This window comes from Streptomyces sp. NPDC002566 (assembly GCF_042889585.1).
Lineage (GTDB): Bacteria > Actinomycetota > Actinomycetes > Streptomycetales > Streptomycetaceae > Streptomyces.
This window is the reverse complement of the sequence record NZ_JBIARD010000002.1, coordinates 405770-426115: the sequence shown is the minus strand read 5'-3', so window position 1 is coordinate 426115 and position 20346 is coordinate 405770. Positions and strand designations below refer to the sequence as shown.

General features: G+C 71.8%; 20 protein-coding genes. 12 read left to right on the top strand and 8 right to left on the bottom strand.

What is annotated here, in order from left to right:
• Positions 1-15: 15 nt before the first annotated feature.
• Positions 16-525 carry a hypothetical protein gene (locus ACFYXA_RS09160; RefSeq protein ID WP_352248321.1) on the bottom strand — a complete coding sequence of 170 codons (510 nt, stop codon included), beginning with the start codon at positions 523-525 and terminating at the stop codon, positions 16-18.
• 287 nt (positions 526-812) lie between these two features.
• Between ACFYXA_RS09160 and gndA the strand changes: the two genes are divergently transcribed.
• Positions 813-2255, top strand: a complete 1443-nt coding sequence (gene gndA, locus ACFYXA_RS09155; RefSeq protein WP_352248323.1) for an NADP-dependent phosphogluconate dehydrogenase — start codon at positions 813-815, stop codon at positions 2253-2255.
• Positions 2256-2338: 83 nt separating this feature from the next.
• On the opposite strand, the gene ACFYXA_RS09150 is transcribed toward gndA, so the two are convergent.
• Together ACFYXA_RS09150 and ACFYXA_RS09145 are read right to left on the bottom strand one after the other, a co-directional pair.
• Positions 2339-3793 (bottom strand): glyceraldehyde-3-phosphate dehydrogenase, encoded by a 1455-nt coding sequence (locus ACFYXA_RS09150; protein WP_389030030.1) that lies wholly within the window; start codon positions 3791-3793, stop codon positions 2339-2341.
• Positions 3794-3876: 83 nt separating this feature from the next.
• Positions 3877-4128 (bottom strand): hypothetical protein, encoded by a 252-nt coding sequence (locus ACFYXA_RS09145; protein WP_352248325.1) that lies wholly within the window; start codon positions 4126-4128, stop codon positions 3877-3879.
• A 126-nt stretch (positions 4129-4254) separates the two neighbouring features.
• Between ACFYXA_RS09145 and ACFYXA_RS09140 the strand changes: the two genes are divergently transcribed.
• Positions 4255-4653, top strand: coding sequence for an SseB family protein (locus tag ACFYXA_RS09140; RefSeq protein WP_351089329.1), 399 nt, complete (start codon positions 4255-4257; stop codon positions 4651-4653).
• Between the two features lie 76 nt (positions 4654-4729).
• Here the strand turns inward: ACFYXA_RS09140 and ACFYXA_RS09135 are convergent, their stop codons facing one another.
• The 5 genes from ACFYXA_RS09135 to ACFYXA_RS09115 all read right to left on the bottom strand — a co-directional run bounded on the left by ACFYXA_RS09135 (position 4730) and on the right by ACFYXA_RS09115 (position 9453).
• Positions 4730-5119, bottom strand: a complete 390-nt coding sequence (locus tag ACFYXA_RS09135; protein WP_389030025.1) for a MarR family winged helix-turn-helix transcriptional regulator — start codon at positions 5117-5119, stop codon at positions 4730-4732.
• 104 nt (positions 5120-5223) lie between these two features.
• Entirely contained in the window at positions 5224-6258 is a 1035-nt protein-coding gene (locus tag ACFYXA_RS09130; protein ID WP_389030022.1) for a LacI family DNA-binding transcriptional regulator, read from the bottom strand.
• Positions 6255-7160 (bottom strand): carbohydrate ABC transporter permease, encoded by a 906-nt coding sequence (locus ACFYXA_RS09125; RefSeq protein ID WP_389030019.1) that lies wholly within the window; start codon positions 7158-7160, stop codon positions 6255-6257. Before ACFYXA_RS09125 ends, ACFYXA_RS09130 begins: the two co-directional genes overlap by 4 nt.
• Positions 7157-8131: a carbohydrate ABC transporter permease gene (locus tag ACFYXA_RS09120; protein ID WP_389030016.1), complete on the bottom strand. Its 975-nt coding sequence runs from the start codon at positions 8129-8131 to the stop codon at positions 7157-7159. The genes ACFYXA_RS09125 and ACFYXA_RS09120 overlap by 4 nt, the downstream gene beginning before the upstream one ends.
• Complete coding sequence (locus ACFYXA_RS09115; RefSeq protein WP_389030013.1) at positions 8128-9453, bottom strand: ABC transporter substrate-binding protein; 1326 nt, start codon at positions 9451-9453, stop codon at positions 8128-8130. Before ACFYXA_RS09115 ends, ACFYXA_RS09120 begins: the two co-directional genes overlap by 4 nt.
• Positions 9454-9673: 220 nt before the next feature.
• Between ACFYXA_RS09115 and ACFYXA_RS09110 the strand changes: the two genes are divergently transcribed.
• From ACFYXA_RS09110 to ACFYXA_RS09065, 10 genes are all read left to right on the top strand, one after another.
• Complete coding sequence (locus tag ACFYXA_RS09110) at positions 9674-11695, top strand: beta-galactosidase (RefSeq protein ID WP_389031637.1); 2022 nt, start codon at positions 9674-9676, stop codon at positions 11693-11695.
• Positions 11696-11819: 124 nt separating this feature from the next.
• On the top strand, positions 11820-13379 hold the full coding sequence (locus tag ACFYXA_RS09105; protein WP_389030010.1) for an arabinogalactan endo-beta-1,4-galactanase: 1560 nt from the start codon (positions 11820-11822) through the stop codon (positions 13377-13379).
• Between the two features lie 227 nt (positions 13380-13606).
• Positions 13607-13894, top strand: a complete 288-nt coding sequence (locus ACFYXA_RS09100) for an ArsR family transcriptional regulator (protein WP_351089339.1) — start codon at positions 13607-13609, stop codon at positions 13892-13894.
• Between the two features lie 121 nt (positions 13895-14015).
• Positions 14016-14978, top strand: a complete 963-nt coding sequence (locus ACFYXA_RS09095; protein ID WP_352248338.1) for an SMP-30/gluconolactonase/LRE family protein — start codon at positions 14016-14018, stop codon at positions 14976-14978.
• A 75-nt stretch (positions 14979-15053) separates the two neighbouring features.
• Positions 15054-15560: a fluoride efflux transporter FluC gene (locus tag ACFYXA_RS09090; protein ID WP_389030005.1), complete on the top strand. Its 507-nt coding sequence runs from the start codon at positions 15054-15056 to the stop codon at positions 15558-15560.
• Between the two features lie 16 nt (positions 15561-15576).
• Entirely contained in the window at positions 15577-15942 is a 366-nt protein-coding gene (gene crcB, locus ACFYXA_RS09085; protein ID WP_352248342.1) for a fluoride efflux transporter CrcB, read from the top strand.
• A gap of 91 nt (positions 15943-16033) precedes the next feature.
• A complete protein-coding gene (locus ACFYXA_RS09080) occupies positions 16034-16870 on the top strand; it encodes an undecaprenyl-diphosphate phosphatase (RefSeq protein ID WP_352248344.1) in 837 nt (278 codons plus the stop codon).
• 99 nt (positions 16871-16969) lie between these two features.
• The gene (locus ACFYXA_RS09075) at positions 16970-17701 is read left to right on the top strand and encodes a FadR/GntR family transcriptional regulator (protein ID WP_351089347.1); all 732 of its coding nucleotides are present in this window, start codon (positions 16970-16972) and stop codon (positions 17699-17701) included.
• Positions 17698-19137 (top strand): amino acid permease, encoded by a 1440-nt coding sequence (locus ACFYXA_RS09070; RefSeq protein WP_352248346.1) that lies wholly within the window; start codon positions 17698-17700, stop codon positions 19135-19137. The genes ACFYXA_RS09075 and ACFYXA_RS09070 overlap by 4 nt, the downstream gene beginning before the upstream one ends.
• Positions 19138-19226: 89 nt before the next feature.
• Complete coding sequence (locus ACFYXA_RS09065; protein ID WP_389029999.1) at positions 19227-20237, top strand: asparaginase; 1011 nt, start codon at positions 19227-19229, stop codon at positions 20235-20237.
• Positions 20238-20346 lie beyond the last annotated feature (109 nt).

Sequence of the window (20346 nt, the reverse complement as noted above, 5' to 3'; positions counted from 1 at the left end):
CGGAAGTGCCCGGGCTCAGGCGATGAGTGCCTGGCCCCGGTGCAAGTGGTTCACGAGTTGGCGGCGGTGGAGGTCGGACACCGGGGCCAGGAGGTCGGGGTGGCGCAGGAGGGCCGCCGCCCGGCGGTCGTGGGCGTCCGGGGCGAGCAGGCGGCCGAAGCTCATCGGCAGGCCGGTGGTGTGGTCGCCGCCGTCCAGGCCGGCCACCGCCAGGGCGGCCAGCTCGGGGTCGGTCAGCAGACAGGCCGCCCAGCTCGCGACCACCTCGTCCACCCAGCTGCGCCAGGCCGCGTCGTCGGCCTTCGCGCCGCTGACCCGGTCCAGGCGCGCCGAGCCCCCGGGGCCGGCCACGTCCACCAGCGCGGCGTCCATCACCGTCGGGTACCGCAACCAGGCCGCGACGGTCACCGCCTGCCGGGCCTGCGCCTCGCACAGGGCCGAGGCCATCGCCCCGCCGGACGCCGGATACGACCGGGTCAGCCACTGGGCGGTCGCCGCTATGACAGGGGAGAGGTCTGCGCGCACTGAAAGCCGTCCGGACTGCGAAGAGGGGGACAGGGAGCCGTTGAAACGGTAGCCCGCGGCCCCCGCCCGGCGACATGCCCGCACCCCCGCAGCCGACGTGGCCTGCGCCACAGGGAAGGCGAGGCGCTCCCCTCCGCCGCGGTGCTCCGGCCGCTCGGGGACACCCCGCGGGCGGGCCGAGGCACCTTTCTTCCGTCCTCGTCGAGAAGATCCGCCTTCCGAGCCGTACCTGTCGGCAACGAGGGGCCGCGCGCCCCTCTCGCGGATCGATCCAAGGGACGTACCTCATGAACGCAACCGCTGCCATCGGCGTCACCGGCCTCGGAGTGATGGGCCGCAACCTCGCGCGGAACTTCGCCCGCAACGGCTACACCGTCGCCGTCCACAACCGCAGCGCGGGCCGCACCCGGGCGCTCGTGGACGAGTACGGGCACGAGGGCGCGTTCGTGCCCGCCGAGACGGCCGCGGAGTTCGTGGCCGCCCTGGAGCGCCCCCGCCGACTGATGATCATGGTGCAGGCGGGCGCGGTCACCGACGCCGTGATCGACGAGTTCGCCCCGCTCCTGGAGCCCGGCGACATGATCATCGACGGCGGCAACGCCCACTTCGCCGACACCCGCCGCCGTGAGGAGGCCCTGCGCGCCCGCGGCATCCACTTCGTCGGCACCGGCGTCTCCGGCGGCGAGGAGGGCGCCCTCAACGGGCCGTCGATCATGGTCGGCGGCTCCACCGAGTCGTACGCCGTGCTCGGCCCGATGTTCGAGAAGATCGGCGCGCAGATCGAGGGCGAGCCGTGCGCCGCCCACGTCGGCACCGACGGCGCCGGGCACTTCGTCAAGATGGTCCACAACGGCATCGAGTACGCCGACATGCAGCTCATCGCCGAGGCGTACGACCTGCTGCGCCAGGTCGCCGGCTACACCCCGACCGAGATCGCGTCCATCTTCCGCACCTGGAACGACGGCCGGCTCGGCTCCTACCTGATCGAGATCACCGCCGAGGTCCTCGCCCACACCGACGCCGCCACCGGACGGCCGTTCGTCGACATCGTCGCGGACGCCGCCGGCCAGAAGGGCACCGGCCGCTGGACCGTGCAGACCGCCCTTGACCTGGGCTCCCCGGTCACCGCCATCGCCCAGGCCACCTTCGCCCGCGCCGCCTCCGGCCAGAGCGACCTGCGCGCCGCCTACGCCGGACTGCCCGGCGGCACCGCGCCCGAGCTCAGCCGCACCGAGGCCGCACGCTTCACCTCGCAGGTGGAGCACGCCCTGTACGCGTCGAAGGTCGTCGCCTACGACCAGGGCTGGAAGATGATCCAGGACGCGGCCGGCGAGTTCGGCTGGAAGATCGACCTGGGCGAGGTCGCCAAGATCTGGCGCGGCGGCTGCATCATCCGCGCCTCGTTCCTCGACCGCATCCGCACCGCGTACGCCGCCGACCCCGAGCTGGTCAGCCTGCTCGCCGAGGAGGAGTTCTCCCGGGAGATCGCCGCCGCGCAGGTCCCGTGGCGCGAGACCGTCGCGTCGGCCGCCCGGCGCGGCATCCCCGTGCCGGCGTTCTCCGCCGCGCTCGCCCACTACGACACCCTGCGCGCCGGCCGGCTGCCCGCCGCCCTGCTCCAGGGGCAGCGCGACTACTTCGGCGCCCACACCTACCGCCGCACCGACCGCCCCGGTTCCTTCCACACCCACTGGTCGGAGCCGGGCCGCCCGGAGACCGTCTCCGACTGAGCCCCGCACACGCGGAAACCCGTACGGCCCCGCCCCCGCTGCACGCGGGAACGGGGCCGTACGCGGCGCGGGGCGCCCGGCGGTCAGGCGCCGGGCGCCGGGTACGTCGGGTACTCCACCCCGGAGACGTGCTGGACGACGCGGACGACCTGGCAGGAGTAGCCGAACTCGTTGTCGTACCAGAGGTAGAGGATCGCGTTGTCGCCCTCCACCTTCAGCGCGCCGGCGTCCACGATCGAGGCGTGCCGCGAGCCGATGAAGTCGCTGGAGACCGCGTCGGGCGCGCTGATGAAGTCGATCTGGCGCTTGAGCGGCGAGGTCAGCGACACATGGCGCAGGTAGTCGAGGACCTCCTCGCGCTCGGCCTCCCGGGCGAGCTGGAGGTTGAGGATGGCGATCGACACGTCGGGCACCGGGACGCGGATCGAGCTGCCCGTGATCCGCGCCTTGAGGTCGGGCAGCGCCTTGGCGACGGCGGAGGCGGCCCCGGTCTCGGTGATGACCATGTTGAGCGGCGCGGAACGGCCCCGGCGGTCGGACTTGTGGTAGTTGTCCAGCAGGTTCTGGTCGTTGGTGAACGAGTGGACGGTCTCCACGTGGCCGCGCAGCACGCCGTACTCGTCCGCCATCGCCTTCAGCGGCGGCACGATCGCGTTCGTGGTGCAGGAGGCGCAGGACAGGATGTCCTCGTCCGGCTTGATCGTGTCGTGGTTGACGCCGTGCACGATGTTCGGCACGTCGCCCTTGCCGGGCGCGGTCAGCACGACCTTGCCGACGCCGGGCCGCAGGTGCTTCGACAGGCCCTCGCGGTCACGCCACTTGCCCGTGTTGTCGATCAGGATGGCGTCGTTGATGCCGTACGCGGTGTAGTCGACCTCGGAGGGGTCGTTCGCGTAGATCACCTTGATCTCGTTGCCGTTGGCGACGATCGTGCTGTTCGCCTCGTCGACGGTGATCGTGCCCTGGAACTGGCCGTGGACGGAGTCGCGGCGCAGCAGTGAGGCGCGCTTGACCATGTCCTCGCCGGCCCGCTCACCGCCGCCCCGCACGACGATGGCGCGCAGCCGCAGACCGTTGCCGGAGCCGGACTTCTCGATCAGCAGCCGGGCGACGAGCCGGCCGATGCGGCCGAAGCCGTAGAGCACGACGTCGCGCGGCTCACGGCGCTCGATCTTGTTCTCACCCGTGGCGCCGGATACGGCGTCGGCGGTGAACTCCAGCACCGACAGACCCCGGTCGTCGGCCCGGTAGGTCGCGGCGAGCATGCCGATGTCGATCTGGGACGGGCCGAGGTCCAGCGTGGTGAGGGCCTGGAGGAAGGGCAGCGTCTCGGTCACCGAGAGTTCCTCGCCGGCGATCTGCCGGGCGAAGCGGTGGGTCTTGAGGATGCTGACCACCGACTTGTTCACCAGGGAGCGGCTGTGCAGCAGGACGGTGACGTCCCGCTCCCGGTGGAGCTTCCCGATCATCGGGATCATCGACTCCGCGATCTCCTCGCGGTTCTTCCAGTTGGTGAACGAGTCGTCGTTGACAGTCACAGGTTTCTCTTTCGAGCTAGGCAGCGCTCATACGATAACCCGCTCGTTCCACGCTCCTTCAGGGGGGCCGTTACCTGCGGGTATCACAACCGCGGCGCGGTGCCGAAGCGCGGGCCGAGGTCGGGGCGGTCGCTGCCCGCGAGCTCGGTGACCCGGTGGTGGACGCGCCTGAGGTCGTCCAGCAGGATCTGCGTCTCGTCCGTGCCGAGCCCGGCCCCGCGCGAGATCTCCTCCAGATGGACCGGCTCGCCGCCACCGCGCTCCTCGGCCGCGGCCAGCGCGCGCAGGACCTCCTCGTGCCGCTCGGTGACAGGGGGTGGCTCCGGGTGCTTCACGTGTCCCTCCAGCGTCGTGGAAAGGACCCGGGTATCCACGAAACGGCGACCGCACCCCGATTGAGCGCGGTGCGAGCGGGTACGCGAGGCCGGACCGCCCATCCGCCGCCCGTCTGGGGAAGAGCCATGGAAACACCCGCCCACGAGCCCGACACGACCCCCGCCGCCCGAGCGCTGGACGCGCTGGCCAAGGACACGGGGGACACCGAGGCCCTGGACACCCTCGCCCACTGCGACGTGCTGGTGCCCGTCCCCGACGACGCCACCGACGAGGACGTCACCAATCCCGCCACGCTGGCGCTCCCCGTGCTGGAGCAGCCCGGCGGCGCGCACGTGGTCCCTGTCTTCACCTCCGAGCCGGAGATGGTCGACCTCCTCCCGGAGGTGGCCCGCTACCGCCTGGTGCCGCTGGGCGCGCTCGCCCACCAGTGGCCGGAAGGGGAGCTCTCGCTCTCCATCGACGCGGCCGGCGACCACCCCCTGACCCTCACCTCGGAGGGGGTCCGCACACTGCTGGCCAGGTGACCTGACCACACCCCCGAGGGCCCCGGACGTTCCCGCAGGCGCCCGCGCTGTTCCGCGTGGGCGCCTGCCGGTGTGCTCAGCCGCCCAGCATCCGCTCCAGCACCGCCCGCTGGAGCGGCCGGACCTCCGTGTGCAGGTCGCGCCCCTTGGGGGTGAGGGCGACCCAGACGCCGCGCCGGTCCTCCACGCAGACGGAGCGCTCCACCAGGCCGTCCTTCTCCAGCCGGCCGATCAGACGGGACAGGGCGCTCTGGCTGAGGTGCACCCGGCCGACGAGGTTCTGCACCCGGCACTGGTCACCCTGCCGGGGCGCCTCGGCGGCGAGGATGTCGAGCACCTCGAAGTCGCTCGCGCCGAGGCCGTGGGGGTGCAGCGCGCGGTCGATCTCGCACATCGTGCGCGCGTGCACCGAGAGGATGTCCCGCCACCGCTCTTCGAGGCCCGTCTCGACCGTGTTCGCTGCCATACCCGCACGGTAACACTGTCGACGCCCATTGTTTACCGTGCAACTAGTGCGGGTGCAAGAAGTGCTCGCCCCGCGTCGGCCCGCCGCTCACGTCGACGGACCCCTCACGTCGACTCCCGTCGGACCAGCTCCGTCGGCAGGATCACCGCCGCCGGGTCCTCGCCGCCGATCTGGGCGAGCAGCACCCGCACCATCTCGGCGCTGATCCGGTCCCAGGGCTGGCGGATCGTGGTGAGCGCCGGCGAGGCCGCCGTCGCCGCGGGGGAGTCGTCGAAACCGCCCACCGCCACGTCATCGGGGACGCGCCGGCCCGCCCGGTGCAGCACCGTCAGCACGCCCTGCGCCATCAGGTCGGACGCCACGAACACCGCGTCCAGGTCGGCCGCCCGCTCCAGCAGCCGCTCCGCGCCCGCCTCGCCGCTGGCCCGGCTGTAGTCGCCGGAGACGACCAGACGCTCGTCGTAGGCGACGCCCGCCTCGGCCAGCACCTCCTTGTAACCGGCGAGCCGCTCCACCCCGCCCGGGGTGTCGAGCGGGCCGGTGACCACGGCGATCCGGCGCCGGCCGAGCCCCAGCAGATGGCGCACCATGTCCCGCGCGCCGTCCCGGTCGTCGGCGGCCACGTAACTCACCTTCGACCCGAGCCCGATCGGCTTGCCGCACGCGACCAGCGGCACCCCCGCCTCGCGCAGCTCGGAGGCGATCGGGTCACCGGAGTGGCTGGAGACCAGCAGCACACCGTCCACGTGCCCGGCGGTGATGTACCGGGTGATGCGCCGCCGTTCGTCCTCGGTGCCGGCCAGCATCAGCAGCAGCGGGATGTCGTGCGCGGCCAGCGCCTGGGTGCAGTGCCGCAGCAGGACGTTGAAGTTGGGGTCCTCGAAGAACCGCTCCTGGGGCTCCGTGAGCAGGAAGCCGACGGAGTCGGAGCGCCCGGTGATCAGCGAACGGGCGTGCCGGTTGACGACGTAACCCGTCCTGCGGATGGCCGCGTCGACCGCCTCCCGGGCGGACTTGCTGACGTAGTGCCCGCCGTTGAGCACCCGGGAGACGGTGCCCCGTGAGACCCCCGCCTCCCGGGCCACGTCGTGGATCGTCGGCGGTCTGCGCCTGCCCCCCGCGCCATTGCTCATCGTCATGACTTTACTGCCCCGGACAGCAGGTCCAGGCTCCAGAACCGCTGGACGACCAGGAACAGCGCCACCAGCGGGATCACCGCCAGGAACGCGCCGGTGATCACCAGCGTGTACAACGCGGGCGTGTTGGAGCCCTGCTCCAGCAGCGTGTGCAGGCCGAGCGTGATCGGGAACCGCTCGTCGTCGCTGAGCATGATGTACGGCAGCAGGAAGTTGTTCCACACGGCCACGAACTGGAACAGGAACACCGTCACCAGTCCCGGCGCCATCATCGGCAGCGCGATCCGCGTGAAGATCCGCCACTCGCCCGCCCCGTCCATCCGCCCGGCCTCCACCACGTCGGCCGGCACGGCCGCCGCCGCGTAGACGCGCGCGAGGTAGACGCCGTAGGGGGAGAGGACCTGCGGCAGCAGCACCGACCAGTACGAGTCCGTGAGGTTCGCCTGCGCCAGCAGCAGGTACTGCGGGACGGCCAGGATGACCGGCGGCATCAGCACGCCCGCCAGCAGCACGTTGAACACCGTCTCCCGGCCCCGGAAGCGGTATGTCGCCAGCGCGTAGCCGCTGACCGCCGACACGCACGTCGACAGCAGGGCGCCGGCGCCGGCGTACAGGGCGGAGTTGCCCATCCACCTCCAGTACAGGCCGTCTCGATAGGAGTTGAGATCGGCGATGTTGCCGGCGAAGCCGGTCCCCGGCCAGAACGTGAACGTGGAGAACAGCTCACGCCCCGACTTGGTGGAGGCGATCACCACCCACGCCACCGGCAGCAGGCAGTACGCCGCGCCGAACAGCAGCGTCAGCGTCGGGACGAACGCGATGCGAGCGCGCAGCGGCGGGCGGCCGCGGTCCGCGCCCCGGGCGCCGGCGGCGGCGGCCGCCTCGTGGACGGCGAGGGAACTCATCGGGTCGCCTCCCCCTCGGTACGGCGGTTCGCGACCCGCAGGAACCCGAAGGACAGCAGCAGCGTGGCCAGCGCGATGATCACGGCCTGCGCGGACGCCCCGTGGACGTCGCCCGTGCGGAACGCGTCCCGGTACACCTTCATCAGTGGACTCCACGTCGTGGAAACGGAGTTGGTGAGCGGCTTCAGCGTCATCGGCTCACTGAACACCTGGAGCGTCGCGATGATCGAGAAGAAGAACGTCAGCACCAGGGACGGCGCCACCATCGGGATCTTGATCCGCAGCGCGATCTGCAGCGGGGTGGCCCCGTCCAGCTTCGCCGCCTCGTACACCTCACCCGGGACGGCCCGCAGCGCGGTGTAGATGACGATCATGTTGAAGCCGGTGCCGCCCCAGACCGCGATGTTCGACAGGGCCAGGTACAGCGGCCCGCCGTCCAGCAGGTCGGGCTGCGGCAGGCCCAGCGCGTCGAGCACGAAGTAGAACGGGCTGACGTCCGGCAGGTACAGGAAGCCCCACAGCAGCGCCGCCACCACGCCGGGAATGGCGTACGGCAGGAAGATCGCGAGCCGGGTGAACGGGGACAGCCGCACCTTCTCGGAATCCAGCATCAGCGCGAACAGCAGCGCCAGGCCCAGCATCACCGGGACCACGATGCAGCCGTAACCGAGCACGCGCAGCGCGCCGTTCAGCAACTCGTCGTCGGTGAAGGCGGCCGTGTAGTTCTCCAGGCCGGCCCAGACCTCCCTGCGGGCCCCGGCGCCCAGGCCCAGCCCGGACACCTTCACCTTGCGGAAGCTGAGCCAGACCGCGTAGCCGATGGGCAGCGCGAAGAACAGCACGAACAGCACCGTGGCGGGAAGGAGGAAGAAGTACGGGGCGCTGCGCGCTCGTTCGCGGCGCGCGGCGCGGGAGGGGAGGACGTACGGGGCCTTCCCGGCCCCGTACGGCGTGCCGTGTGCGCTGGTCACTCGGAGACCCCGAAGCCGTTCTTCTTGAGGTCGGCGACGGTGGCCGCGTGCATCGTGTCCAGAGCGGCGGAGAAGTCCGACTTGTTCTTCGCGGCGGCGCCGAAGGCGTCCTTGAAGCTGGTGTACGCGACGTTCACGTTCGGGCCCCAGGCCGAGGGCGCCGTCGTCTTCGCGATGGCGGCGGCCTTGGTGTAGAAGTCCGGCTGGTTGGAGAAGTAGGCCGGCGGCGTGGTGAAGGCGCCGCTGAGCTGCGCGGAGGTGGAGGCCGGGTAGATGCCGCCCTCCTTGGCCAGCGCGTTGAGCGCCGTGCCGTCGGTGTTCAGCCAGGCGGCGAACTTCGCCGCGGCCGCCTTGTGCTTCGAGTCGGTGGTGACGGCGGTGGAGGAGCCGCCCCAGCTGCCGGTGACGTTCTCTGACTGCGACCACTGGGGGAGCGGGGCCATGGCCCACTTGCCCTTGGTGTCCGGCGCGGCGGTGGTCAGGGTGCCGGGCGCCCACACGGCGCTCACCCAGGCGATCTGCTTGCCGGTGTCGAGCGCCTTGTTCCAGGCCGGGGTGTACATCGGCTGGTCGTCGACAGCGCCCTCCTTGACCAGGCCGCCCCAGAAGTCGGCGACCTTCTTGGTGGCCGCGTCATGGATGCCGACCTTCCACTTGTCGCCGGAGGCCGTCCACCACTTGGCGCCGGCCTGCTGCGCGAGGCCCGCGAACAGTCCGGAGTCGTTGGCGGAGAACGTGGTCAGGTCCTTGTCCGGCGCCTTCTTCTTCAGCGCGCGGGCGGTCTGGGCGAACTGCTCCCAGGTGGTGGGGACCGTGAGGCCGTACTGCTTGAACAGGTCCTCGCGGTAGTAGAACATCATCGGCCCGATGTCCTGCGGCACCGCGTACAGCGCGTCCGTGCCCAGCGTCGTCTGCTGCCAGACGCCCTCGGCGAACTTGCCCTTGGCGTCGCCGACGTCCCCCGCTATGTCCGCCAGCGCGTCGTTGCTGACCAGCGTGGGCAGCGCCTGGTACTCGGCCTGGACCAGGTCGGGCGCCTTGCCGGCCTTGTGCGCGGTGAGGATCTTGGTGACCAGGTCGTCGCCCGACGCCTGCTTCTTCACGGTGACCGTGATCTGCGCGCTCTTGCCGGGCCCCTCGTTCCACAGGTCTGCGACCTTGTCCATGCCGGGCGTCCAGCTCCAGTACGTCAGCGAGACCGGTCCGGACTGGGTGTCGCTCTCGTCGGACGAGCCGCACGCGGCGAGGGCGGTGCCGCCGAGGGTGGCGGCGACGGCGGCGGCCGTGACTCTGAACAGCCGGCGGCGCTTCGCGTTGGGCATGGATCTTTCTCCCCTGACCTGGGTTCCCACCTGCTGCGAGAACCTGCCGTGCTTCTGTGAGCGTTCACAGTAGAGAAACATCCTGGACACTTGTCAATGATTGTTGCTGTGCGGTTATGTTGGCCTCGCACCGCTGATCTGGTGTGTGCACGTTCCCATGATCCGTGGTGTGCACGGTCCCAAATGATCGATCCGACGGGAGACACCCATGCCGGAGCCCATGCCGGAGACCACCCCCAGGGGCCTCACCAGGCTCGCCTTCGGCGGGGACTACAACCCCGAGCAGTGGCCGGAAAGCGTCTGGCAGGAGGACGTCCGGCTGATGCGGGAGGCCGGCGTCACCATGGTCAGCGTCGGCATCTTCTCCTGGGCGCTGCTGGAGCCGGAGCCGGGTGTGTACGACTTCGGCTGGCTGGACCGGATCCTCGGCCTGCTCCACGACAACGGCATCCGCGTCGACCTCGGCACGCCCACCGTCTGCCCGCCCGTCTGGTTCTACCGCGCGCACCCCGAGGCGCTGCCCGTCACCCCCGACGGCGTGCGCCTCGCGTTCGGCTCCCGCGGAGCGATCTGCCACAGCGACGCCGACTACCGCACGGCCGCCGCGAACATCACCACCCGGCTCGCCGAACGCTACGGCGACCATCCCGCCCTGGCGATGTGGCACGTCCACAACGAGTACGGCGTCCCCGTCTCCGCCTGCTACTGCGACTCCTGCGCCGCCCACTTCCGCCGCTGGCTGCGAGCGACGTACGGCACCGTCGCCGCCGTCAACGAGGCCTGGGGCACCGCCTTCTGGGGCCAGCGCTACGCGAGCTTCGACGACATCGACCCGCCGCGCACCACCCCCACCGTCGGCAACCCCGGCCAGGCCCTCGACTACAAGCGCTTCGCCGACGCCACCATGCGCGAGAACTTCCGCGCGGAGCGGGACATCCTGCACCGCCTCTCACCCGGCGTCCCGGTCACGACGAACTTCATGACCGCCCTCAGCCAGTGCGACTCCGTCGACTACTGGGCCTGGGGCCGCGAGGTCGACATCGTCACCAACGACCACTACCTGATCACCGACGGCCGCCGCACCCACGTGAACCTCGCCATGGCCGCCGACCTCACCCGCTCAGTCGCCGGCGGCGCCCCCTGGATCCTCCTGGAGCACTCCACCTCGGGCGTCAACTGGCAGCCCCGCAACCCAGCCAAGTCCCCCGGCCAGATGGCCCGCAACTCCCTCGGTCACGTCGCCCGCGGCTCCGAGGGCGCCATGTTCTTCCAGTGGCGGCAGTCCCGGCGCGGCGCCGAGAAGTTCCACTCCTCGATGGTCCCGCACGGCGGCACCGACACCCGCGTGTGGCGCGAGGTCGTCCGACTCGGCGCCGCCCTCGACTCCCTGAGCGTCCTGCGCGGCACCCGCACCGAGGCCGACGTGGCCGTCCTGTGGGACTGGCAGTCCTGGTGGGCGCAGAACCTCGCCTGGCGCCCCAGCGAGGACCACGACGCCCGCGAACGCGCCGACGCCTTCTACGAGGCCCTCTACGACCTCCACCTCACCGTCGACTTCGCCCACCCGGAAGCCGACCTGTCCGCCCACCCCCTCGTCGTCGTGCCCGCCCTCTACCTCACCACCGAGGCGGCCGGGCGCAACCTCACGCGATACGTCGAGGCCGGCGGCACCCTCGTCGTCTCCTGCTTCTCGGGGATCGTCGACGAGCACGACGCCGTCCACGAGGGCCCCCACCCGGGCGCGCTGCGCGACGTCCTCGGCCTGACCGTCGAGGAGTTCTCCCCGCTGCTCCAGGGCGAGAGCGTCCGGGTCACCGGCCCCGACGGCGTCGAGCTGAGCGGCGACGTGTGGAGCGAGTTCGTCGTGCCGCGCGGCGCGGAGACGGTCTGGACATACGCCGACGGCCTCACCGCCGGCCACCCGGCCGTCACCCGCCACCGCCTCGGCGAGGGCGCCGCCTGGTACGTCTCCACCCACCTCGGCCACGACGGCCTGACCGCCCTGCTGGAGCGGGCCGCCGACGACGCACGGCTCGCCCCGCGCACCGGACTGCCGCGCGACCTGGAGGTCGTCCGGCGCTCCGGCGAGACGGGCGCCTACCTGTTCGCGATCAACCACACCGGCGCCGACGCCAAGGTGCCGCTGGACACCCCCGGCACCGAACTGCTGACCGGCGAACACGCCGCGGGCCGCCTCGCGGTACCGGCGGGAGCCGTACGGGTCGTACGACTCGACAGCTGAACCAGCTCCTTCCTCGCCCGTGGAGCCACGAGCCGCGGGCGAGGGAGGCCTTCGCCACGGTGAGACCGCCTCCCTGTGGCAGCCACCCCCCACCTCCACCACGTCGAAGGGACGACGGACGACGATGTTCCATCCCAGACGCACCCTCAGGGCCCTGCTGCTGCCGCTCGCCGCGGGACTCGCCCTCACCGCGCTCCCGGCGCAGAGCGCGCACGCCGCCGCCCCGCTCGCCAACGGCGGCTTCGAAGCCGACGGTTCCGGGACCGCCGTGCCCGCCGGCTGGTCGGAGAGCGGCGACAGCGCCGCCTCGTTCACCGAGGCGGGCGGCCACGGCGGCAGCCTGCGCCTGTCCCACTGGGCGTCCACCCCCTACAAGGTGGAGACCTACCAGCGGCTGTCCGGGCTGGCCGACGGCGCCTACACCCTGACCGCCTGGGTGCGCTCCGGCGGCGGCCAGAACTCCGCCTCCATAGGCCTGAAGAACTGCGGCGGCCCCGAACAGCGCACCGACATCCCGGTCTCCGCGAGCGGCTGGATCCGCGTCGTCGCCTCCGTCGCCGTCACCCGCCACCAGTGCACGATCAGCGTCGCCTCCGACGCCGACGCCGGGAACTGGATCAACGTCGACGACCTGACCCTCACCCCGGGCTCCACGGGCCTCACCGTCAAGGGTTCCGACGTCTCCTCCCTCATCAAGAGCGAGGCCAAGGGCGGCGTCTACCGCGACGGTTCGGGCGCGAGGGGCGACGCGCTCGCCATCCTGAGGAACGCCGGGCAGAACTGGGCGCGCCTGAAGGTCTGGGTGGACCCCGCCGACGGCTACAACGACAAGGCCCGGGTGCTGGCGGCCGCCCAGCGCGTCAAGGCGCGGGGCATGAAGCTGCTGGTCGACTTCCACTACTCGGACACCTGGGCCGACCCCGGCGCGCAGAAGGTGCCCGCCCGCTGGTCCGGCCACTCCTACGAGCAGCTCAAGGCCGACGTCAGCCGGCACACCTCGGACGTCCTGCGCGCCCTCAAGGCACAGGGCACCACCGCCGACATGGTGCAGGTCGGCAACGAGATCAACGGCGGCACGCTGTGGCCCGCCGGCTCCACGGACAACTGGACCCGGCTCGCCGGACTGCTCAACTCCGGCTACGACGCCGTCAAGGCCGTCGACTCCCGCACGGCGGTGGCCCTGCACCTCGCCAAGGGCGGCGACCTGGCCGGCACCCGCTGGTGGTTCGACAACGCCGTCTCCCACGGGGTGAGGTTCGACGTCGTCGGCCTGTCCTACTACGGCTACTGGCACGGCACGCTCGCCGACTTCCAGACCACCCTGGACGACGCGGCCTCCCGTTACGCCAAGCCGGTCTTCGTCGCCGAGACGGCCTACCCCTTCCGGCTGGACAGCAAGGACGCGCACGAGAACATCATCGACGTCCCCGGCGAACTGGTCCCCGGCTACCCGGCCACGGTCGCCGGCCAGACCCGGTGGATGAAGGACGTGGCGAGCATCGTCGAGGCCGTCCCGAACGGACGCGGCCTCGGCCTGTTCCACTGGGAGTCCACCTGGACCGCCGTCGCGGGCAACGGCTGGGACCCGGCCGACGCCGCCTCCGGCAACGGCTGGGAGAACCAGGCCCTGTTCGGCTACGACGACAGGGCGCTGTCCTCGATGTCCTGGTTCAGCCACCGCTGACACCCGACACGCAGTCAAGGGGCCGGCCGCGCCACGCGGGCGGCCCCTTCCCGTCCTCCATGACGCCCCCGAACCGCTTTATGGGCAGGTGGCGTTGCATCCTGGCCAAGGGTGGCGGAGTCCAGGACACGGCCGCCCCCGCTGCGCGACAGTGGGAGGAAACGGGGCAGGCGCTGCTTTCGCAACACGCCCTAGGAGCCCGGTCCCACTAGGACGGAGGGGACGACATGCTGAGGACTCCGGTCAGCGAACGGCGTCTGGCCATCCTGGAGTGGCTGAAGGATCCGGAGAGGCACTTCCCGCCGCAACGGCACGGCGACCTCGTCGAGGACGGTGTGAGCGCGGACGCCCTCGCGGCGAAACTGGGCGTGCGCCGCAGAGTCGCCGACACCCACCTCACCCTGCTCGCCGACCTCGGTCTGCTGCGCGCCAAGCGGATCCGCCGCCGCACCCACTACCGGCGCGACGAGATGCGCATCGCGGAAGTGGCCCGGATGTTCGAGAAAGGGTGGTGACGGCCCGCGGGGAACCCGCACCCCCGTGAGCCCCACCGGCACGGCCCCCTCCGACGGCGACACCGCGCACGCGCCCCGCGTCCCGGCACCGAACCCCACCAGCGAAGGGCAGACCCCACTCATGCACCGACCCTCGGATCTCGTCCCCGTGAGGTACCTCTCCCTCGGCGGCTCCGGCCCCGAGGACGTCGTGGCCGACCCGCACGGCCGCGTCCTGACCGGACTCGCGGACGGCCGGATCCTGCGCGTCGACGGCCTCGACGACCCCGTGTGCGCCCGGGTCGAGGAGCTCGCCGTGATCGGCGGCCGCCCCCTCGGCCTCGAACTCCTCCCCGACGGCGACCTGTTGGTGTGCGACGCGGACGGCGCGCTGCTGCGCGTCGACACCCGCACCGGCCGCACGCGCGTCCTCGCGGAGTGGGCGGCGGGGGAGCGGCTGCGGTTCTGCAGCAACGTCGTCGCCCTGCCCGACGGGACCGTCTTCTTCACCGTCTCCAGCCAGGTCCACCCCTTGCACGACTGGATCGGCGACCTCGTCGAACACACCGGCACGGGCCGCCTGCTGCGCCTCGCACCCGGCGAGGAGGAACCCGAAGTCCTCCTCGAAGGCCTCCAGTTCGCCAACGGCCTCGCCCTCAGCGCCGACGGCGGCGCGCTCGTCGTCGCCGAGACCGGCGCCCGCCGCCTCACCCGCTACCGGCTCACCGGCCCCGGCGCGGGCCGTGCCGACACCCTCGTCGAGGACCTGCCGGGCTTCCCGGACAACCTGTGGCGCGGCGCCCCCGACGGCCCGATCTGGGTCGCCCTGGCCGGACCGCGGGTCCCCCCGCTCGACCTCCTGCACCGGGCGTCCCCCGAGGTCCGCCGGCGCGCGGCCCGGCTCGCCGTGCGCGCGCCGTTCCGCCCCACCGGCTCCGTCGGCGTGCTCGCCGTGGACGACGAGGGCCGCACCGTGCACCACCTCACCCGCCGGCGCTCCGGCTTCCGCATGGTCACCAGCGTCTGCGAGGCCCGCGGCCGGCTCGTCCTGGGCAGCCTGTGGGAACGCGGCATCGCGGTGTGCGAGGCCCCGGCGCCGAAGTGATCCGGCGCTACCCTGTCGACCAGCCGTGACCCACCGGAGAGGGGGTCACGAAGTCGCAGGCGGGAGACGTACGACATGACAGTCCCGGAGGCCGGGAAGAGGGCCGGCGGCGCGGGATCGCTTCCGGTGCTCGCCGCGGTCGCCGCGGGCGGCGGACTCGGCGCCGCCGCCCGGTACGCCGCCGCGCTGCACTGGCCCACGCCGGCCGGCGGCTTCCCCTGGACGACGCTCTGGGTCAACACCGCCGGCTGCGCCGTCATCGGGCTGTTCATGGTGGTCATCACCGAGGAGCTGACCGTCCACCGACTGGTCCGCCCCTTCTTCGGCACCGGCGTCCTCGGCGGCTTCACCACCTTCTCGACGTACGCCGTCGACCTCCAGCAGCTCTTCCACACCGGCCGGACGCGCACCGCCCTCGCTTATCTGGCCGCGACCCCGCTCGTCGCACTCACCGCGGTGTGGCTCACCGCGACGGCGACCCGCCGCGCCCTGCACCTGGTGCGGCCCACCACCCCGAGCACCCCCGGCCCGGACGACCCGGTCGAGGAAGAGACCCGACATGTCCGGCATGAGAAGTCGTGAAAGGTAAGAGGTCGACGTGAACTGGCTGCTGGTCGTCGTCGGCGGCGCGATCGGCGCCCCACTGCGCTATCTCACCGACCGCTTCGTGCAGTCCCGGCACGCCTCGGTCCTGCCCTGGGGCACCTTCGCGGTCAACGTCGCCGGCTGCCTCCTCCTCGGCGCGCTGACCGGTGCCGCCGCCCTCGGCCCCGACCTGCGGCTGTTCCTCGGCACAGGGCTCTGCGGCGCCCTGACCACCTACTCCACGTTCTCCTACGAGACCCTGCGGCTCACAGAGACGGGCGCCGCACCCCAGGCCGCCGCCAACGTCCTCGGCAGCGTCGCGGCGGGCCTCGCCGCGGCATTCGCCGGCTTCGCCCTGGGACAGGCCGTATGGCCTTGAAGTCACCGTCGGCGCGGGAATGAGACGGATCCATGCCCGCGCCTGGTAGGACTGGGCACCGCCCGTAGAACCACCGGCAGAACTGGATCCCATGAGCGCCATCTCCGTCGGCCAAGCCGTCGTCCTCGGAGCCGTCGAGGGAGTGACCGAGTTCCTCCCCGTCTCCTCCACCGGCCATCTCAAGATCACCGAGGGCCTGATGGGCATCCCGGTCGACGACGACGCGGTCGTCGGCTTCTCGGCCGTCATCCAGGTCGGGGCGATCGCGGCCGTGCTCGTCTACTTCCGCAAGGACATCGCGCGGATCGTCTCCGCGTGGGCGCGCGGCCTCGCCGACAAGGAGCAGCGCTACCACCACGACTACAAGTTCGCATGGTGGGTGGTCTTCGCGACGATCCCGATCGTCGTCGTCGGCCTGGCCGCCAAGCCGCTCATCCAGGGACCGCTGGCCTCCCTCTGGGTGGTCGCCGGCTCGCTCATCGCCGGCAGCGGCGTGATGTGGGCCGCCGACCGCATGGGCCGGCACAAGCGCGGCGAGGACGACACCTCCCTCAAGGACGCGATGCTCGTCGGCGGCTCGCAGATCCTCGCGCTGCTCTTCCCCGGCTTCTCCCGCTCCGGCGCCACCATGTCCACCGCCCTCATGCTCGACCTGGACCGCGTGGCCGCCACCCGGCTGTCCTTCTTCCTCGGCATCCCGGCCCTCACCGGCGCCGGCCTGTACGAGCTGAAGGACGCCCTCGGGACCGGAGCGGGCGCGGCCCCCCTGATCGTCGGCACCGCCGTCTCCTTCGCCGTGGCGTACGCCTCCATCGCCTGGCTGCTCCGCTTCGTCGCCAAGCACTCCTTCAACGCCTTCGTGATCTACCGGCTCGCGGTGGGCGTGCTGCTGTTCGGCCTGCTCGGAACCGGTGTCCTGCACGGCTGAGCCGCTCCGGGGGGCGGATCGTCGCCGCAGGGCCGCCGACGGTCCGCATTCCGGTCCGCCCCTTGACATCGTCCCGGGCCTCCCGGAGCATCGGGTCCCGTGAACCTGTCAGACAGCCAGACAGGTGGTCCGGTGCCCCGTCGCGTCAGCGCGATGGAAGCGGTCCTCGGCCACCTCCGCGACGCCATCGAACGCGGCGCGTACGCCATCGGCGACAAGCTCCCCTCCGAGGCGGAGCTCTGCCGCACGCTGGAGGTCTCCCGCCCCGTCCTGCGGGAGGCCCTGCGCGCCCTGCAGACCATGGGCCTGACCATGTCGCGGACCGGCAAGGGCACCTTCGTGATCGCGAACACCGTCGAGGACCCCACCTTCGGCGACTACGCGGCCAGCGACCTGCTGGAGGTGCGCCGCCACGTCGAGATCCCGGTCGCCGGGTACGCGGCCCTGCGCCGCACCCCGGAGAACCTGGACCACCTGGCCCACCTGCTGGACCGCATGGAGCGGGAGACGGACACCACCGCATGGGTCGCGATGGACTCCCTCTTCCACCTCGCGGTGGCCGAAGCCGCCCAGAACCCGGTCTTCCGCCGGGTCATCGAGGAGATCCGCGACGCACTGGCGCGTCAGTCGGCCTTCCTCAACGAGCTGGGCGGCCGGCGCGAGCAGTCCAACCGCGAGCACCGGGCCATCGTCGAAGCGCTGATCGACGGTTCCGAACACGACGCCGTGGAGGCCATGAGCCACCACCTCGACCGCGTCGAGACGACCCTCACCGACATCGTGCGCTCCGCGCGCACGGACAGCACCACGGAAGGCGGTACCGAGGCGTGAGCGAACAGCACCTCAAAGACGAGACGCGCCCCACCTCCCGTCATGTAGACGCCGGCGACGAGGGGTACAGCAAGTCCCTCAAGTCCCGCCACGTCAACATGATCGCCATCGGCGGAGCCATCGGCACCGGCCTCTTCCTCGGCGCCGGCGGCAGGCTCGCCGACGCCGGGCCCTCCCTCTTCATCGCCTACGCGGTCTGCGGCGTCTTCGCCTTCCTCGTGGTGCGCGCCCTCGGCGAACTCGTCCTCTACCGCCCCTCCTCCGGCGCCTTCGTGTCCTACGCCCGGGAGTTCCTCGGCGAGAAGGGCGCCTACACGGCCGGCTGGATGTACTTCCTGAACTGGGCCACCACCGGCATAGCCGACATCACCGCCGTCGCCACCTACACCCACTACTGGGGCATGTTCTCCGACATACCCCAGTGGGTGATCGCGCTCGTCGCCCTGGCCGTCGTCCTCACCGTGAACCTGATCTCGGTGAAGATCTTCGGCGAACTGGAGTTCTGGTTCGCGATCGTCAAGGTCGGCGCGCTCGTCGTCTTCATGTGCATCGGCATCTTCCTGCTGGTCACCCAGCACCCGGTCGACGGCGTCACCCCCGGTCCCGGCCTCGTCACCGACCACGGCGGCATCTTCCCCAACGGCCTGCTGCCCATGCTGCTGATCGTCCAGGGCGTCGTCTTCGCCTACGCCTCCGTCGAGCTGGTCGGCGTCGCCGCCGGCGAGACCGAGAACCCCGAGAAGATCATGCCCAAGGCCATCAACTCGATCATGTGGCGCGTCGGCCTGTTCTACGTCGGCTCGGTGATCCTGCTGTCGATGCTGCTGCCCTGGTCGTCCTACACCGCAGGGGAGAGCCCGTTCGTCACCGTCCTGTCCAAGGTCGGCATCCCTGCGGCCGGCGGCGTGATGAACCTCGTCGTCCTCACCGCCGCCATGTCCTCCCTCAACTCCGGTCTGTACTCCACCGGACGCATCCTGCGCTCCATGGCGAAGTCCGGCTCCGCGCCCGCGTTCACCGGCGTGATGAGCCGCAGCCAGGTCCCCTACGGCGGCATCCTGCTCACCAGCGGCATCTGCGTCCTCGGCGTCGGCCTCAACTTCGTCGTGCCCGCCGACGCCTTCGAGATCGTGCTCAACTTCGCGGCGATCGGCATCCTCGCCACCTGGGGCATGATCATGCTCTGTCACCTGCTCTTCTGGCAGAAGACCCGGAAGGGCGAGCTCACCCGCCCCGGCTACCGACTGCCGGGCTCCCCCTGGACCGAAGTCGTGACGCTGGCGTTCCTCGCCTCCGTCCTGGTCCTCATGTACGCCGACGGCGGCGCGGGACGCACCACCGTGCTGTGCCTGCCGCTGATCGTCGCCGCGCTCGTGGCAGGCTGGTACGCCATCCGCGGCCGCCTCGCCCGCTCCACGCCCCGGGCCGACGCCTGAGGAACCTCGCGCCGCGCCCGCCCGGGCGCGGCACGAGGCTCCCGCAAGCCGACGCCGGCCCATGCCCACCCACCAGTGATCAGGCAGTGATGTACAGCAGTTCCCTCGCCCAGGCGCCCACCCTCCGCGAACCCCTCCACGCCCCCGTCGCCCACCTCGTCCGCGGCGGGGTGACCGAAGGCGTCCACCACGGCTCCGTCGTCGTCCTCGGCACGGACGGCGAGGTCGCCTTCCAGCTCGGCGACATCGAGGTGGCCTTCTACCCGCGCTCGGCGCTCAAGCCCGTCCAGGCCGTCGCCATGGTGCGCGCCGGGCTCCCGCTCGACGGCGAGCTGCTCTCGCTCGCCGCGGCCAGCCACTCCGGCGAGGAACGCCACCTCGCCGGCGCCCGGCGCATCCTGGAGGAGGCCGGACTCACCGAGGACGACCTGCGCAACGTCCCCGACATGCCGTTCGGCCGGCCGGTCCGCGACACCTGGATCCGCGAGGGGCGCGGGCCCTCCCGCCTCACCCAGAACTGCTCCGGCAAGCACGCGGCCATGCTCTACACCTGCAAGCTCAACGGCTGGCCCCTCGACGGCTACCTCGACCCCGGGCACCCCCTCCAGCAGGCGATCGCCGAGATCGTCGAGGACCTCACCGGACAGCGCATCGCCCACACCACCGTCGACGGCTGCGGCGCGCCCCTCTTCTCCGTCTCCCTGCACGGCCTCGCCCGCGCCGCCGCCCGCATCACCACGGCCGTCCCGGGCACCCCGGAGTCCCGTGTCGCGGACGCGATGCGCGAGCACCCCGAGATGGCCTCCGGCGCCGGCCGGGACGTCGCCGAGCTGATGCGGGCGGTGCCCGGGCTGCTCGCCAAGGACGGCTTCGAGGGCGTCGAGGTGGCCGCGCTGCCCGACGGCCGCGCGATCGCCGTCAAGATCTCCGACGGCGCCGACCGGGCACGCGTCCCCGTCGCGGCGGCCGCCCTGGCCCGCGCCGGCGTCGACCCCGCCCTCCTCACCGCGTTCGCGGGCGAGCCGCTGCTCGGCGGCGGCGAGCCCGTGGGAAGCGTGCGACCGGCGCGGGCCCTCGACCCGGTCTCGGCTCGCGTCTAGGGCGTCACCGACCTCTTCGACGTCCCCTTCGTCCGCGGCGGCAGCCGCGCATCCACCACGCCCCGCGCCCCTTCGAAGGCGCCCGGTACCCGCCCCCCTCAGAAAGAGG